The 16459-nt window shown below is 66.5% G+C and carries 9 protein-coding genes and 1 other annotated feature; of the genes, 8 read left to right on the top strand and 1 reads right to left on the bottom strand.

What is annotated here, in order from left to right; all coding sequences use genetic code 11:
• From ACZO3G_RS05150 to ACZO3G_RS05130, 5 genes are all read left to right on the top strand, one after another.
• Positions 1-1805 (top strand): ATP-dependent Clp protease ATP-binding subunit (locus ACZO3G_RS05150; protein WP_486846883.1); only part of this gene is annotated, 1805 nt, incomplete at its 5' end.
• A 140-nt stretch (positions 1806-1945) separates the two neighbouring features.
• Entirely contained in the window at positions 1946-2335 is a 390-nt protein-coding gene (locus tag ACZO3G_RS05145; protein WP_276871115.1) for a thioesterase family protein, read from the top strand.
• The gene (locus tag ACZO3G_RS05140) at positions 2332-2982 is read left to right on the top strand and encodes an HAD family hydrolase (RefSeq protein ID WP_101551001.1); all 651 of its coding nucleotides are present in this window, start codon (positions 2332-2334) and stop codon (positions 2980-2982) included. The genes ACZO3G_RS05145 and ACZO3G_RS05140 overlap by 4 nt, the downstream gene beginning before the upstream one ends.
• A gap of 66 nt (positions 2983-3048) precedes the next feature.
• Positions 3049-3290 (top strand) — a binding site (T-box leader).
• A 121-nt stretch (positions 3291-3411) separates the two neighbouring features.
• Positions 3412-3975: a cupin domain-containing protein gene (locus ACZO3G_RS05135; protein ID WP_242970838.1), complete on the top strand. Its 564-nt coding sequence runs from the start codon at positions 3412-3414 to the stop codon at positions 3973-3975.
• Positions 3975-5627 carry an AMP-binding protein gene (locus ACZO3G_RS05130; RefSeq protein ID WP_276871112.1) on the top strand — a complete coding sequence of 551 codons (1653 nt, stop codon included), beginning with the start codon at positions 3975-3977 and terminating at the stop codon, positions 5625-5627. Before ACZO3G_RS05135 ends, ACZO3G_RS05130 begins: the two co-directional genes overlap by 1 nt.
• Before the next feature lie 32 nt (positions 5628-5659).
• Here the strand turns inward: ACZO3G_RS05130 and ACZO3G_RS05125 are convergent, their stop codons facing one another.
• Positions 5660-6115, bottom strand: a complete 456-nt coding sequence (locus tag ACZO3G_RS05125; RefSeq protein ID WP_277138465.1) for a hypothetical protein — start codon at positions 6113-6115, stop codon at positions 5660-5662.
• A 152-nt stretch (positions 6116-6267) separates the two neighbouring features.
• Here ACZO3G_RS05125 and yunB point away from each other — a divergent pair, with 152 nt between their 5' ends.
• The 3 genes from yunB (at position 6268) to ACZO3G_RS05110 (ending at position 16412) form a co-directional block, all read left to right on the top strand.
• A complete protein-coding gene (yunB, locus tag ACZO3G_RS05120; RefSeq protein ID WP_276872579.1) occupies positions 6268-6963 on the top strand; it encodes a sporulation protein YunB in 696 nt (231 codons plus the stop codon).
• A gap of 55 nt (positions 6964-7018) precedes the next feature.
• Complete coding sequence (gene ligA / locus ACZO3G_RS05115) at positions 7019-9001, top strand: NAD-dependent DNA ligase LigA (protein WP_276872578.1); 1983 nt, start codon at positions 7019-7021, stop codon at positions 8999-9001.
• Positions 9002-9107: 106 nt separating this feature from the next.
• Positions 9108-16412 (top strand): GH36-type glycosyl hydrolase domain-containing protein, encoded by a 7305-nt coding sequence (locus tag ACZO3G_RS05110; RefSeq protein WP_277138467.1) that lies wholly within the window; start codon positions 9108-9110, stop codon positions 16410-16412.
• Positions 16413-16459 lie beyond the last annotated feature (47 nt).

Raw genomic sequence — 16459 nt, 5'->3', positions numbered from 1 at the left:
TCGGCGAGGCGGGCGTCGGCAAGACGGCGATCGCCGAGGGAATCGCGCGGCGGATCGTCGAGATGGATGTACCGCCCCAGCTCAAGCAGAAGCGGTTTATCGCGCTCGACCTGACAAGCATGGTCGCGGGCACGAAATACCGCGGCGACTTCGAGGAGCGGATCAAGAACACGATCGACGAGGTGGTCGCGGCGGGCAACATCATCCTCTTTATCGACGAGCTGCACACGATCATCGGAACCGGCGCGGCGGAGGGCGCGGTGGACGCCGCCAACATTTTAAAGCCCCAGCTCGCGCGCGGGGAATTCCAGCTCGTGGGCGCGACGACGATCGACGAGTACCGCAAGTTCATCGAAAAGGACAGCGCCCTCGAACGCCGGTTCCAGTCGATCCTCGTGGAGGAGCCGAGCGAGGAGGACGCGGTCGCGATCATCAAGGGCCTGCGCGAACGGTACGAGGAGCACCACCGCATCCGCATCCTCGACGAGGCGGTCGAATCGGCCGTGGCGCTGTCCGCGCGGTATATCGCCGACCGCCGCCTGCCCGACAAGGCGATCGACCTGATCGACGAGGCCTGCTCGCGTGTAAAGATGAACAGCATTACAGTCCCGAACAGCCTGCGGGAGCTGGAAAACAAGCTGACCGCCCTCAAGACAGAGAAGGAAACGGCGATCAGCACCCAGAATTTCGAGTGCGCGGCGAGCATCCGCGACCGGGAGAGCGACCTGCGCGCGCGTCTGGAGAAGGCGCAGAACGATTGGGAGGACAGCGGGGACGGAAGCCTTCAGAAGCTCACCTCCGAGGACATCGCGAAGCTCGTGGCGGACATCACCGGCATCGACGCGACCCGCCTCACCGAGGCGCAGAGCGAGCGGCTGCTCCACCTCGAGGAGTCGCTGCACCAGATGATCGTCGGGCAGGAGCAGGCGGTACACGCGGTGGCGGGCGCCATCCGGCGCTCCCGCGTCGGCCTGCACGACCCGTCGCGCCCGCTCGGCTCCTTCATCTTCCTCGGGCCCACCGGCGTGGGCAAGACCGAGCTTTGCAAGGCGCTCGCCAAATGCATGTTCGGCGACCCGCACGCGATGATCCGGCTGGACATGTCGGAGTATATGGAGCGGCACTCGGTCAGCAAGCTGGTCGGCTCGCCGCCGGGATACGTCGGCTACGACGAGGGCGGACAGCTCACCGAAAAGGTCCGCCGCCGCCCCTATTCGGTGATCCTCTTCGACGAGATCGAAAAGGCGCACCCCGATTTCTTCAATATGCTGCTGCAAATCCTGGAGGACGGCATCCTCACCGACGCGCAGGGGCGTACCGTCAACTTCAAAAACACGATCATCATCATGACCTCCAACATCGGCGCGCGCATGATCTGCGAGCAGGGCAGGCTCGGCTTTTCCGCGGGCGCGCAGGAGGACCCGGATAAGCAGCAGGAGGCGGTGCGCAAGATGATGGTGGGTGAGCTCAAAAAATCCTTCAAGCCCGAGTTCCTCAACCGCGTCGACGAGATCATCGTCTTCCACAAGCTCAGCCAGCAGGAGGTGCGGCAGATCGCCGGGAACATGCTCGACGCGCTCAAGACGCGGCTCGCGGGGCTGCACATTGAGATCAGCTTCGACGAATCGGCGGCGGAGAAGATCACCCTCGACGGTTTTGACCCGCTCTACGGCGCGCGCCCGCTGCGCCGGGCGATCCAGGCGAAGATCGAGGACCGCCTCGCCGACGAGCTGCTCCACGGCACCATCAAGGCGGGCGACCGGATCGTCTGCTCCTGGAAGGACGAACAGTTCACCTTCTCCTAGGGAGGCTTTGAAAAGGCCTCCCGGAACCCCCGAAGCGTTTGATGCAGTCCGGCGTTCCATCCGGAACGCCGGACTGCTTTTTTGCATCCCGCGTCCATTTGTGCTATACTGTCGTCGGTTAGAAAACGGGGGTGCCATTTATGATCGGAGAAAAGAATACCGTGACCTTTACGGTCGGGCCGGAGCGGCTCGCGTCTCATATGGGCAGCGGGGACCTCGACGTGCTCGCCACGCCCGCGATGATCGCGGAGATGGAACGGGCCGCCTGCACGCTGCTCGCGCGCTTTCTGGAGCTGGGGCAGACGTCGGTCGGCACGGCGATGGACGTGTCCCACATGTCGGCCACGCCGTCCGGCATGGCGGCGGAGGCGTCGGCGGAGATCGTCGCGGCGGAGGGCCGCCGGGTGGACTTCACCGTGTCCGCGCGGGACGCGGCGGGGGAGATCGGCCGCGGCACGCACAGCCGGGTGATTGTCGACGCGGCGCGCTTCCAGCAGAAGACGGATGCGAAGGCGGGTGCCGCGGAATGAAAAAGCTCGTGATTTTCGACCTCGACGGGACGCTGCTCAACACGCTCGACGACCTCGCCGCGGCGGGCAACCACCTGCTGCGGGCGCACGGCTGGCCGGAGCACCCGGCCGAACGGTACAAGCTCTTTGTGGGCAACGGCGTCTATAAGCTCGTAGAGCGGATGATCCCTGCGGACGCCGATCATTCGCCCGGTGCGCTCGCGCTGCTGCGGGACGAGTATAACGCCTACTACAGCGCGCACAACGCCGATTTGACCGCGCCCTACCCGGGGGTCCCGGAGCTGCTCGGCGCGCTGGAACAGGCGGGCGCCGCCTGCGCGGTGCTCTCCAACAAGCCGCACGCCTTTACAGTGGAGCTCTGCAGGAGCCTGCTGGGGGAGCGGTTCGCGGTCGTGCACGGCCAGCGGGAGGGCTGGCCCACAAAGCCCGACCGGCTGCTGACGGCGGAGATCCTGGAGGAAACGGGGATCCGCGCCGCCGACACGGTCTACGTCGGGGACAGCGGTGTGGACATGCAGACGGCGAAGAACGGCGGGCTTTTTGCGGTCGGGGCGCTGTGGGGGTTCCGGTCGGAGGAGGAGCTGCGGGAGAACGGCGCGGACGCGGTCGCGGAGCGCCCGCTGGACCTGCTCCGGTATATCCGCTGAAAATTTTTTGAAAAAAACGGTATTGACAACGCCCAAAGTTTGCAGTATGATAGCGTCAATAACTTTTCAAAGACGATGACGGGGACGGCGCAGACACAGCCCAGCCCACAGAGAGCCGGCGTATGGTGAAAGCCGGCGGCGGGCCGTTTGACAGCTCATCACCCCCGAGTTGGGAGCCGAACGGAGATCAAGTAGGCTTCCCCGCTGGACGGCGTTAACGGTCGGGAGCTTGTTAGAGCTTCGCTAAGCGGCGCATTGTTGCGCAATTCGGGTGGTACCGCGGGTCGTAAATTGGACTCGTCCCTTATCTGAGGGACGGGTCTTTTTCACTTTCGCCGCGCCCGTTCCCGGGCCGCGGCCACAACAAATCCGGTCAATTTTGAGATGGAGGTCACCGATATGCAAGAGCAGAAACTACAGGAAATTGCCATGCGGATCCGTACGCTGCGGGAGATTATGGAGATTCCGGTCGCGGAGATGGCGCAGCAGACCGGCCTTTCCGCCGAGGAATACCTCGCCGCCGAGGACGGAAAGAGCGACTTCACCTTTACCTTCCTTTATAACTGCGCGCAGGCGTTCGGCGTCGACATCATCGAGCTGCTCACCGGCGAGGCCCCGCACCTCTCCTTCTACTCGATCGTCCGCAAGGGGGAGGGGCTGAGCATCAACCGCCGCGCCGGCTTCACCTACAACCACCTGGCCTACCGCTTTTCCCGCAAGATTGCCGAGCCCTTCCTCGTCACCGCGCCCTTTTCGCAGGAGGAGCAGGAGAAGCCCATCCACCTCTCCCAGCACGACGGGCAGGAGTTCGACTTTGTCCTGAGCGGGCAGCTCAAGGTGCAGATGGAGGACCACACCGAGTATATGGGACCGGGGGACGCGATCTATTACGACTCCGGCCACGCGCACGGCATGATCGCGACGGGCGGCGAGGACTGTGTGTTCCTTGCGGTCGTCATGAAAGATGAAAACGACAAGGGGGAGAACGACTGATGGATCTCGAGAATTTTTATCAGCGCTTCTGCAAGGAGGGCTTTGACGAAAACGGCGTGCTCAACTACTTTGAGCCGGTGATCGCCGATAACTTCAACTTTGCCTACGACGTGGTGGACGAGATCGCCTGCCTCGAGCCGAACCGCCGCGCCATGGTCTGGTGCAACGTGGCGGGGGAGGAGCGGGTGCTCACCTTCGGCGAGATGAAGCTCTATTCCGACAAATGCGCCCAGATGCTCGCCGACCACGGCGTCAAAAAGGGCGACATGGTCCTGCTGGTGCTGAAAAGGCACTATGAGTTCTGGTTCACCGTCCTCGCGCTCCACAAGCTCGGCGCGGTCGGCGTGCCCGCCACCAACCTGCTGACCACCCACGACCTCGTTTACCGCTTCGAGGCGGCTGGCATCACCGCCTGCGTCTGCTCGGGCGAGTGCAACATCTCCGAGTATGTCGACGAGGCGTGCAGGCAGTATGACGGGGTCCACTCCAAGTTTATCGTCCGCGGCAGGCGGGAGGGCTGGCTCACCTATTCGGAGGAGCTCGAAAAGTACGACGGGAACTTCGAGCGGGTCCAGACCTCCAGGGACGACCCGCTGCTCCTCTACTTCACCTCCGGCACGACGGGCATGCCCAAGATGGTCGTCCACAACCACGCCTACCCGGTGGCGCACATCATCACCGCCCGCTACTGGCACAACGTCCACTCGGACGATCTGCACCTGACCGTCTCCGAGACAGGCTGGATGAAGGCGGTCTGGGGCAAGCTCTATGGGCAGTGGTTCGCCGCGGCGTCGATCTTCGTCTACGACTTTGACAAGTTCGTCCCCCACGACCTGCTGCACATGATGGAAAAATACAAGGTCACCACCTTCTGCGCACCGCCGACCATCTACCGCTTTTTCATCAAGGAGGGGATGGAGGGATACGACCTGTCCGCCCTGCACTATTCCACGACGGCGGGCGAGGCGCTCAACCCCGAGGTCTACAACCGCTGGTACGAGTTCACCGGCCTGCGCCTGATGGAGTCCTACGGCCAGACCGAGACGGTCATGCAGGTCGCGAACTTCGTGGGCACCACCCCCAAGCCGGGCTCGATGGGCAAGCCGTCGCCGATCTATGACATCCACCTGATCGACGAGGACGGCAACGACGTGCCGCGCGGCGCCGTCGGCGAGATCGTCATCAACACCGAGAAGCCCCATCCCGGGCTCTTCGGCGGCTACTATCGCAACCCCGGGGAGACGGCCGCGTCCTGGCACGACGGCTACTACCACACGGGCGATACCGCGTGGATGGACGAGGACGGCTACCTCTGGTATGTCGGACGCACCGACGACGTCATCAAGTCGTCGGGCTACCGCATCGGCCCCTTCGAGATCGAGAGCGTGCTGATGGAGCACCCCGCCGTGCTGGAATGCGCGGTCACCGGCGCGCCCGATCCCGTCCGCGGCATCGTGGTCAAGGCGACGATCGTCCTGACGAGCAGCTACCAGCCCTCCGAGGAGCTCAAAAAGGAGCTCCAGACCTTCGTCAAAAAACAGACCGCTCCTTATAAATACCCCCGCATCGTCGAGTTCGTCACCGAACTGCCCAAGACGATCTCGGGCAAGATCCGCCGCACCGAGATCCGCGCGAAGGATCAGAAGAAATAATCCGCTCTAAAAACGGACGCCCGACCGGCAGGTCAGGCGTCCGTTTTCGTTTTCCGGGCGATTTCGAGCGCCTCCGCGAAGGAGAGCCGCTTGGTGAGCGCGTCGAGCTCCGGGCTGGCGATCCAGTCGGGATGGGAGCAGTCCCCGAATTTGACCGTGTGCACGACGGTCCCGCGCGCGAGGCATTCGTTGTGGGGCACGCCGGGGACGGTGACCGCCCAGCCGCCGGGCGGGAGCTCCCGCAGGCGCGCCGTCCCCTCCCGGTATTCGGCGAAGACGACGCGGCCCTCCTGCACGATCACCATCTCCCTCAGGGCGCTGTGGGAATGGCTGTTTTCCCACACCGGGCCGCCCGTATTCTCGCAGCGGATATAGCTGCTGCCGTCCCGCCCCGTGAGGCGGAAGCGGACCTCGCCGTTTTCCATCCGCTCGTGGTTGGTTGTGATCCCGAACTCCGCGAGCTCCCGTTCGTTCAGCTTTTGCGGCATGGCGTTCCCTCCTTTTTCTTCCATCCTAGCACGAAACGCCCGGTTTGTCACCCAAAGCGGAGGGATTTAGCCGGATTTTCCGTCTGCGAGAACGTTTTGGCGCGGAGCCGAATACATTAATAGATAGACGCATACGGAAAGGGGGCGGCGCGGTGAAACCGATCACCATCCGCATCAGCCGCCGCAAGCTGCGCGCGCTCAAGATGCTCGCGGCGGGGATGCTGATCCTGCTGGCGGCCTTCTGGGTGGACGGGCGCATCCGGCCGCTCGTCTCGACGGTGTCGACCTACCAGTCCAAGCTGGTGGCGACCCGCGCGGTCAACGACGCGGTGCTGCGGGTCATTTCCGAGGAAAACATCACCTATGGGAAGGTCATGAACGCGGTGCTCGATGAAAAGGGCAAGGTCACGACGGTCACAACCAATATGGTCGCCCTCAACCGGCTCAAGGCGGAGATCAACAACGCGGTCAGCGACGAGCTCCAGAAGGGGATCGAACAGCCGATCGACCTTCCGCTGGGCACCCTGCTCGGCGGGCATTTCCTGTCGGGGCGGGGGCCGAGCGTCCAGTTCAAGGTCGTGCCGATGGGCTACACCGAGACGCAGATCTACAACAAATTCCAGTCGGCGGGCATCAACCAGACGCTGCACCAGGTGATGGTGACGGTCAACACCCGCGTGGCGGCGATCCTGCCCCTCTATACGGTCGAGACGGACGTCTCGACCGACATCTGCATCGCCGAAACGGTGATCGTGGGGGAGGTGCCGCAGTCGTTCACCGATATCTCGGGCGACAACCGCGGTCTCATCGACAAGGTCAACGATTACGGCCTGAAAAATGTGGATTGAGACGGGGATTTGTGATAGAATAACAGGGAATGATACCGAACTGGAGGAAGACGGCATGGACCGGATAACGGCGGAAAACCGGGCGGGCGAGCTGCGCCCGATTTTGGAAAGATACAGCTATGAGTACTATGTGCTCGACAACCCCTCGATCAGCGACTATGACTACGACAGGCTGCTGCACGAGCTGCTGGACATCGAGACGGAATTCCCCGAGCTCGCGACGGAGAACTCCCCGACGCGGCGCGTCGGGGGCATGGCGCTCAACACCTTCGCGCCGGTGCGCCACGAGGTGCAGATGGGCTCCTTGCAGGACGTTTTCGACACGGCGGACATCGCCGCCTTCGACGCACGGGTGCGCGAGACGGTAGCGGACCCCGTCTACATCGTCGAGCCGAAGATCGACGGGCTGTCCGTCTCGCTCGAATACCGGGACGGCGCCTTCTGGCGCGGGTCGACGCGCGGGGACGGCGTCACCGGGGAGGACGTCTCGGAGAACCTCAAGACGGTCGGGTCGATCCCGATGACCCTCACCGAAAAGCTCCCCTTCCTCGAGGTGCGCGGGGAGGTCTACATGCCGCGCGCGAGCTTCGACCGGGTGGTCGCCCGGCAGCTCGAAAACGAGGAGGAGCCCTTCAAAAACCCGCGCAACGCGGCGGCGGGCTCCCTGCGGCAGAAGGACAGCCGCGTCACCGCGCAGCGGGGGCTGGATATCTTCGTCTTCAACATCCAGCGGATCGAGGGGAAGACCCTCACCGGCCACAAGCAGTCGCTCGACTACCTGGCGGCGCTCGGCTTCAAGGTGATCCCCTCCTATAAGGCGTTCACCGACATTTCCGACGCGATCGCGGAGATCGGGCGGATCGGCGAAAACCGCTACGAGTTCCCCTTCGACATCGACGGCGCGGTCATCAAGGTCGACGACTTTACAGAGCGCGAACAGCTCGGCGCGACGGCCAAGTTCCCCCGCTGGGCGGTCGCCTTCAAATACCCTCCCGAGGAGAAGCGGACCACCCTGCGCGAGATCGAGATCCGCGTGGGGCGCACCGGCGCGCTCACACCCACGGCGGTCTTCGAGCCGATCACGCTGGCGGGCACGACGGTGAGCCGCGCGGTGCTCCACAACCAGGACTTCATCAACGAGAAGGGGATCGCCATCGGGGACACGATCGTCGTGCGCAAGGCGGGCGACATCATCCCCGAGGTCGTCTCGGTCGCCTTCCACCAGCCGGGCGCGCCGGTCTACCGGATTTCCAACGTCTGCCCCTCCTGCGGCAGCATCGCCGAGCGGGAGGAGGGGGAGGCGGTGCTCCGCTGCGTCAACATGGCCTGTCCGGCGCAGGTGGCGCGCAACCTTGTGCATTTCGCCAGCCGCGACGCGATGGATATCGACGGCCTTGGCCCGGCGATCGTCCACCAGCTGCTGGAAAGCGGGCTCGTGCATTCGGCCGCCGACCTCTACACCCTGGAAAAGGAACCGCTCGCCGCCCTCGAACGGATGGGGGAGAAGAGCGCGCAGAACCTGCTGGAGGCGCTCGAGCGGTCGAAATCCCGCGACCTGTCGCGGCTGCTCTTCGCGCTGGGCATCCCGGGCATCGGGCAGCGGTCGGCGCAGCTGCTGGCCCAGCGGTTCGGCAGCATGGACGGGGTACTCTCCGCCACGGCGGAGGAGATCGCCGGAATCGACGGCTATGGCGGCATCATGGCGCAGAGCGTCGCGGATTTCTTCGCGCTCGGCCAGAACCGCGCGCTCATTGAGCGGTTCCGCTCCCTTGGGCTCAACATGCTCTGCGAGACGGCGCCCGCGGCGGACACCCTCGCCGGGAAGACCTTCGTGCTGACCGGCACGCTGCCGTCGCTGACCCGCAGCGGGGCCAAGGAGATGATCGAGGCGGCGGGCGGCAAGGTGAGCGGAAGCGTCTCGAAGAAGACCGACTACGTCGTGGCGGGCGAGGAGGCGGGCAGCAAGCTCACCAAGGCGCAGAGCCTGGGCGTGGCGGTGATCGACGAGGCGGGCCTGCGGGAACTGCTCGGACAATAACGGACAGCCAAGGGCCGCCGGGGAAAACCCCGGCGGCCCTTTCTGCATGTTTGGGGGCCTTCTGGTAAAAATATCTGCGAACGATAAAAGAAATGGCGGTTTGCAGATGGACGGGAATAAACGGACGATGATCGAGGAACGGGTGCGCGCGGCCGCGCGGGAGGTCCCGCGCGGCGGGGCGCGCCAGATCGCGCGCGGGCTGCGGCGGGAGCTTTCGGAGCTGCGCGCGCGGTTTTCCGCCCTGCGGGAGACCGGCGCGCCCGAGGGCTGGGAGCAGTGGCTTTCGGATAATTTCTACGCGCTCGAGGCGCACGCCAAGCAGTCGCTGCTCGACCTGCGCGGCTGCCGAAAGCGGAGCGCGCCGCTGCTCGGGCTCTATCTACAGCTTGAGGCGGTCTTTGCCGACGGGGAGATCCCGATCGGCATGGAGGAGGTCCGCGCGGCGCTTACGGCCGCGAACGAGCTTTCCGAGCTCGGGGAGCGGCAACTGGAATTCACCTACACCGCGCTCAAATGCGTCCTGCTGCACGCGGCGGCGGACGCCTGCGCGGGGGAGCGGGATTCCGCAGGGCGGGAGCGCCTCCTCTCCTACGCGGTCACCGGGCTGACGGCGGTCTACGAACTCGATTTCGACGCGCTCACCCGTTCGGTGAGCGCGGTCGAGCGCATCTTTGAAAAGGACCCCGCCGGGGTCTACCCGCGCATGGCGGAGCAGTCCCGGCGGCACTACCGGCAGATCGCCGCGCGCATCGCAAGATATACCGGCGCGGCGGAAAGCGCCGTTGCGCGCGACATCCTCATCTGCGCCGGGGACGCGAAGGGGGAGCGGGAACGCCACGTCGGCTACTATCTGCTCGGGCACGACCCGCGCGCCATCCGCGCCCGGCGGCGCGGGCGCGCGGCGCTCCTGCTCTCCTGGGCGCTGCCGCTGGCCCTCTGCGCCTTTCTCTGGGCGGGCTTCGGTCCCGCCGCCGCGCTGCTCGGGTACCTGCCGCTCGTCGAGATTGTGCGGGTGCTGGCCTCCTCGCTGGCGATGCGCGGCGTCCCGGCGGGGCATATTCCGCGCGTCGAACTGACCGAGCTGCCGAAGACGGCGGTCGCCGTGACGACCCTGCTGCCCGCCGCCGACAAGGCGGACGGGCTGCGGAACCGGCTGGAGCAGCTCTACTTTTCCAACCCCGCCGAAAACCTCTTTTTCTGCGTGCTCGCGGATTTCGGGGAGGACCGCCGGCCCTTCAGCCCGCAGGACGGCCCCCGGATCGACGCCGCCAAACGGGTGATCGAAGAGCTGAACCGCCGGTACGGCGGCCGGTTTTTCCTCTTTGTGCGGCGGCGGGTCTACAGCCCGACGCAGAACGCCTACTGCGGCTGGGAGCGCAAGCGGGGCGCAATCATCGAATTCATCCGCTTTGTAAAGGGCGGGGAGACGCCCGTGGCCTGCTTCGCGGGGGACCGCGAGGCGCTCGGGAATCTCAAATACCTCATTGCGCTCGACGCGGACACCAACCTCTCCTTCGACGGCGCGCGCCAGCTGCTCGCGGCGGCGGAGCACCCGCTCAACCGCCCGGTGATCGGCAAACACAACGCCGTCGCCGCCGGCTATGGCATCCTGACCGCGCGGATCGGCACCGATTTGGAGTCTGCAAAGGCGACGGACTTTACACGTATTATGGCGGGCGCGGGCGGCATCTCCTCCTATGAGCAGGAGTGCAGCGACTTCTATCAGGACCTCTTTGGACAGACGGTCTTTTCCGGCAAGGGACTCATCGATATCGACGCCTTCCACGCGGTCGTCGGGCGGCGGTTTCCCGAAAACCGCGTGCTCAGCCACGACATCGTGGAGGGCGCCTACCTGCGGGTGGGGCTCCTCTCCGACGTGGAGCTCACCGATGGGATGCCCACCAACGCGCTCTCCTGGTTCACGCGGCTGCACCGCTGGATCCGCGGCGACTGGCAGAACCTGCCCTTCCTGCGCCGGACGATCGTGCTGAACGGCTCCCGCCGCCCCAACCCGGTCGGCCCGCTCGCGAAATACCAGCTTCTCGACAACCTCCGCCGCTCGCTGACGCCGGCGGCGGCGCTTTCCTGCGTGGCCGCGGCGGCTTTTCTGCCGCAGGGGACCGCGCTGCTGCTCTGCGCGCTGGCCTTCCTCTCGGGCGCGCTCGCGCCGCTTTTGGGCGCGGTGCGCGCCATCCTGAACGGCGGGCGGTTCGCACTGACCCGCCGCTATTTCGCGCGCACGCTGCCGCGCGTCTTCGAGCTGCTGGGGCAGGCGCTGCTCGGCACGATCATGACCGCCCAGCAGGCGGTCGTCGCCCTCGACGCGGCCTGCCGCGCCCTCTGGCGGATGGCGTTCTCCCACAAGAACCTGCTCCAGTGGACGACCGCCGCGCAGGGGGAGACGCGCGACGCGGGGGTGCTCGCCGTGCTGCGGAGAAGCTGGCTTTCCGAGCTCATCGGCCTCTGCCTGCTCATCTTCGCGCCGCCGCAGAGCCTCGTCGTCAAGCTCTACGGCGCGCTCTTTCTGCTCTACGCGCCCGTTGCGGCGGCGACCGCCCGCCCGACGCCGGAGGTCAAAGCGCTGCCCGGCCGCGTCCAGCGGGAGCGCCTGCTCTCCCTCTGCGCCCAGATGTTCCGCTTCTACGAGGACTATGCCGGGAAGGAGAACCACTACCTGCCGCCCGACAACGTCCAGGATTCCCCGGTGGAGGCGGTGGCGCGGCGCACCTCGCCGACCAACATCGGCATGATGCTGCTCTCGATGCTCGCGGCGCGCGATCTGCACCTGATCGACACCGAGGGGCTCTACACCCGCATCGAGCGGACGATTTCGACGATCGAAAAGCTCGAGACTTACCGGGGAAATCTCTATAACTGGTACGCGACCGACGACCTGCGGGTGCTGCCCGAGCCGTTTGTCTCGGCGGTGGACAGCGGAAACTTCCTCTGCGCGCTCGTCGCGCTGGGGGAGGGCCTGCGGGAGTACGCCGCGCAGGAGCCGCGGATGGGGGAGCTTGTCGGACGCGTGGAGGCGCTGCTGGAACGGACGGATTTTTCCGTCTTCTACAACCGCCGCCGCAAGCTCCTGACGATCGGCCTGGACCGGAACGGCAATCCCTCCGGCTCCCACTACGACTTCCTCATGAGCGAGGCGCGCACCGCCAGCTATTACGCGGTCGCCACCCGGCAGGCGGGACGGCGGCACTGGAGCGCGCTCGGGCGCGCGATGTCCCGCTGCGGCCCCTACGCGGGGCCGGTCTCCTGGACGGGCACGATGTTTGAATATTTCATGCCCCACCTGCTGCTGCCCGCCTACGACGGGTCGCTGCTGGGCGAGGCGCTCCACTACGCGCTCTACTGCCAGAAGCGGCGCGCCCGCCGCGCGGGGGTTCCGTGGGGGATCAGCGAGAGCGGGTATTTCGCCTTCGACCCGCACTTAAACTACCAGTACAAGGCGCACGGCGTGCAGGCGCTGGGGGTGAAGCGGGGGCTCGACCGGGAATGCGTCGTCGCGCCCTATGCGACCTTTCTGGCGCTGCCCTTCGACCTTGACGGCGGGATGAAAAACCTCGACCGCCTCGAGGCGCTCGGCATGGCGGGAAGGTACGGCTTCTATGAGGCGGCCGACTTCACGCCCGGGCGCGCCCCGGCGGGAGGCTTTGCGGTGGTGCGCTCCTATATGGCGCACCATGTCGGCATGAGCATCGTCGCCTGCGCGAACGCGCTGCTCGACAACGTCATGCAGAAGCGGTTCATGCGCGACCACGCGATGGGTTCCGCCAGGGAATTTTTGCAGGAAAAAATATCAAAGGATGCGGTGGTGTACGACCAGATGAAACCGGAAAACGACCAGCGGCAAAAGCCCGCGCCCGAGGGCGCGCCCATCGTGCGGGAGGGGCTCTCCCCGCTGTCGCCCGCCTGCACGCTGCTCGCGTCGGGGCTCTGCTGCCATCCGCTCTCCGAGACGGGGAACGGCTGGCTTCGCTATGGGGACTGCGACGTGACCCGCCGTTCCGACGACCCGCTGCTCCACCCGCAGGGGATTCTCGCCCTTGTGAAGGCGTGCGGCGAGACGATCTCGGCCACGGCCGCGCCCTTCTGGCAGGAGGGGGTGGCGCACCGCTGCGAGTTCACGGCGGACGGCGCGTCCTACCACGCCCGGAAGGGGGAGATCGAGCTCACCCAACGGTTCACCCTCGACGCGGTCCGTCCGGTGGAGCGGTGCGCGCTGACCGTCCGCAACCACACCGCGTCCAAGGCGGTCGCGCAGGTCTGCTTCTACTTCGAGCCGGTGCTCGCCCAAAACAGCGAATACGCCGCGCATCCCGCCTTCTCCAAGCTCTTTCTGCTGGGAAGCCGGGACGCGGCAACCGATTCGGTCAGTTTCTTCCGCCGCCACCGGGACGGCTCGGACGGGCTCTTCCTTTCGGCGGGGCTCGCGGAGCGGATTCCGTTCGACTGCTGCCTGCGCCGGGAGGAGATGACCCCCTATCCCGAGGGGCTCCAGAACCTGCTGCATTTCGACGCGCTGCCCTTCGGCGGCCAGACCGCCACCCCCGACGGCTGCTGCGCCCTCCGCCTGACCCTCACCATCCCGGCGCGCGGGGAGGCGGCGGCGACGCTGCTGCTCTCCTGCGGGCCGTCGCTCGCCGAGAGCGCGGGCAACCTCGCGGCCGCGCGGGAGGAACGTTCGGCCCCCGCGCCCTCGCCGCTCATGGGCGATTCGATGGCCGCGCGGTTCGGTCTGCGGCTGCTGCCGCAGATGCTCTTCGGCGCGGACTGCGGCAATGCGGCGCGGGCCGCCCTCGCGGAGAACACCCGCGGGCAGGACGCGCTCTGGTCGCTGGGGATTTCGGGCGACCGGCCCGTCGTCCTCTACGACTGGGGCGCCGAGCCGGATTGGGCGCGGCTGTCGGCCTACCTGGAGCTCTGGACGATCATGCGGCTGCACCGGCTGGAATTCGACCTCTGCGTGCTCGGCGCGCCGGAGAATCCGCTTCCGGAGGGCGTGTACCGGATTCCGCGGGAGGTCTCCCGGGAGGTGCTCACCGCCCTCAGGGCCGCCGCCTGCCACACCGCGTCCGACGCGCGGGAGCCCGCCCCGGCCGAGTGGAGGCCCGCGCCCATCCTGCACGCCGAGCCGGCGGAGATCCCGCAGGACCCCAACCGGTTCGACGTGGTGGGCGGGGCCTACCTCGGGGAGGGCTTCTGCGTCGAGCGGGTGACGCCGCTGCCCTTCTCCCACGTGCTGGCGAACCCGTCGTTCGGGTGCCTCATGCAGGACGCGAGCCTCGGCAACACCTGGTGGCAGAATGCCCGTGAATGCAAGCTCAGTCCCTGGCGCAACGACATCGCCTCGGGCAACGACGGCGAACGCCTGCTGCTGAAGCTGGGGGAGGAGATTTACGACCTGGTGAACGGCGCGCGCGCCTTCTTTTCCCCGTCGGAGGCCCGCTGGAAGGGGCGCGCGGGGGATCTTTCGACGGAGGTGCGCGTGACGGTATCCGACGCGGGGAGCGCAAAATTCCTCGATTTGACGCTGGAAAACGAGAGCGACGGGGAGGTGGAGGCCATCTGCGCCTATGTGATCGAGCCGGTGCTGGGCGTCAGCCGGCAGACGGCGAAATATATCCGGTTCGGGCAGCTCGACGGCTGCCTGACGCTGCACAATCCCTATCACGCGCAGCTTCCCGCCTGGATGGCGGTCCGCGTCCCGGACGGGCATCCGAGCCACACGACCGACCGCGCCGCGTTTTACGCGGGGGACTGGTCGCCGCGGGAGCTGCTGCCGAATAACGACCCCATTGCGGGCACGGTGGTGCGCAAGCGCCTGCCGCCCCGCCGGCGCGAGTCGATCCGCTTCATCCTCACGGCGGCCGCCGAGGAGGCGGCCGCGGCGCAGCTCGCGGGGCGGCCGCTGCCGCCCTCCGGCGGCTCCGGCCGCCGCTCGATCTCGATCTCCACCCCGAGCGAGCCGCTCGACCGCTTCATCAACACCTTCGCGCCCCACCAGATCCTCGCGGGGCGGCTGTGGGGCCGGTGCGCCTTCTACCAGTGCTCGGGCGCCTACGGCTTCCGCGACCAGCTGCAGGACGCGGGCGCCTACCAGCTGCTCGACCCGGAGATCGCCAGGGAGCAGATCGCGCGCTGCTGCGCCGTGCAGTTCCCCGAGGGGGACGTGCTCCACTGGTGGCACGCGCTGCCCAGCGAGACGCGCGGGGTGCGCACCCGCTTTTCCGACGACCTGCTCTGGCTGCCCTACACCGTCTGCGGCTATGTCGAGGCGACGGGCGACCGGGAGCTGCTCGACCTCGAGATCGCCTTCTGCGAGGGGGAACCGCTCGCGGAGGGGGAACAGGAGCGCTACCAGGCGGTGCGGCAGTCGGAGGAAAAGGCGACGGTGTTCGAGCACTGCGTGCGCGCGATCGAAAAGGCGAGCAATTTCGGGGACAAGGGCATCCCGAAGATCGGCTGCGGCGACTGGAACGACGGGTTTTCGGGTGTCGGCGCGGGCGGGCAGGGGCAGAGCGTCTGGCTCGGGATGTTCCTCGCCGTGGTGTGCGGGCGGTTCGCGCCGCTCTGCGCCGAACGCGGGGACGGTTTCCGCGCCGAGCTTATGAAGGGCACAACGGCGCTTCTGCGCCAGAACCTCGACAAATCCTGCTGGGACGGAAACTGGTACCTGCGCGCCTTTTACGACGACGGGACCCCGCTCGGCAGCCATAAGAGCGAGGAATGCCGCATCGACCTGCTCTCCCAGAGCTTTGCGGTCTTCGCGGGGATGCCCGACGCTTCGCGCGTGCAGACGGCGCTCGACTCCGCGCTCGACCGCCTTGTGGACCATGAGGGGCGGATCGTGAAGCTCTTTACGCCCCCCTTCGACCGCTCCGACCACAACCCCGGCTATATCAAGGCGTACCCCACCGGCATCCGGGAAAACGGCGGCCAGTACACCCACGCGGCCATCTGGCTCGCGCTCGCGCTGCTGGAGGCGGGCCGCGCGGAGGAGGGCTGGCGGCTGCTCGACATGCTGAATCCCACCTCCCGATGCACTGACGCGGCGCTCGCCCAGAGCTACAAGACCGAGCCCTACTACCTCGCCGCCGACATTTACACCCACGCCGGGTGCTGCGGCCACGGGGGCTGGAGCATCTATACCGGCGCGGCGGCGTGGTACTACCGCGCGGTGGTCGGCGGACTGCTGGGACTGGGCTTCCGCGGCGGGGCGCTCACCCTTTCGCCCCGCCTGCCCGAAAGCTGGAACCGTTTCTCGGTTACGGTACGGGAGGGGGAGGCGACCTACGCGATCGAATGCTCCCGGACGGGGAAGCGGACGCTCACGGTGGACGGGAATCCGGCGGAGGAAATCCCGCTCGACGGGGCGAGCCACACCATTTTGTTAACGATTTAAAAACGATGGAAAAAAGATGGTGCGCGCGCGGTTTTTTATGGTATAAT

It is taken from the genome of Anaerotruncus sp., assembly GCF_057433415.1.
This window is presented reverse-complemented; position numbering and strand designations above follow the sequence as displayed.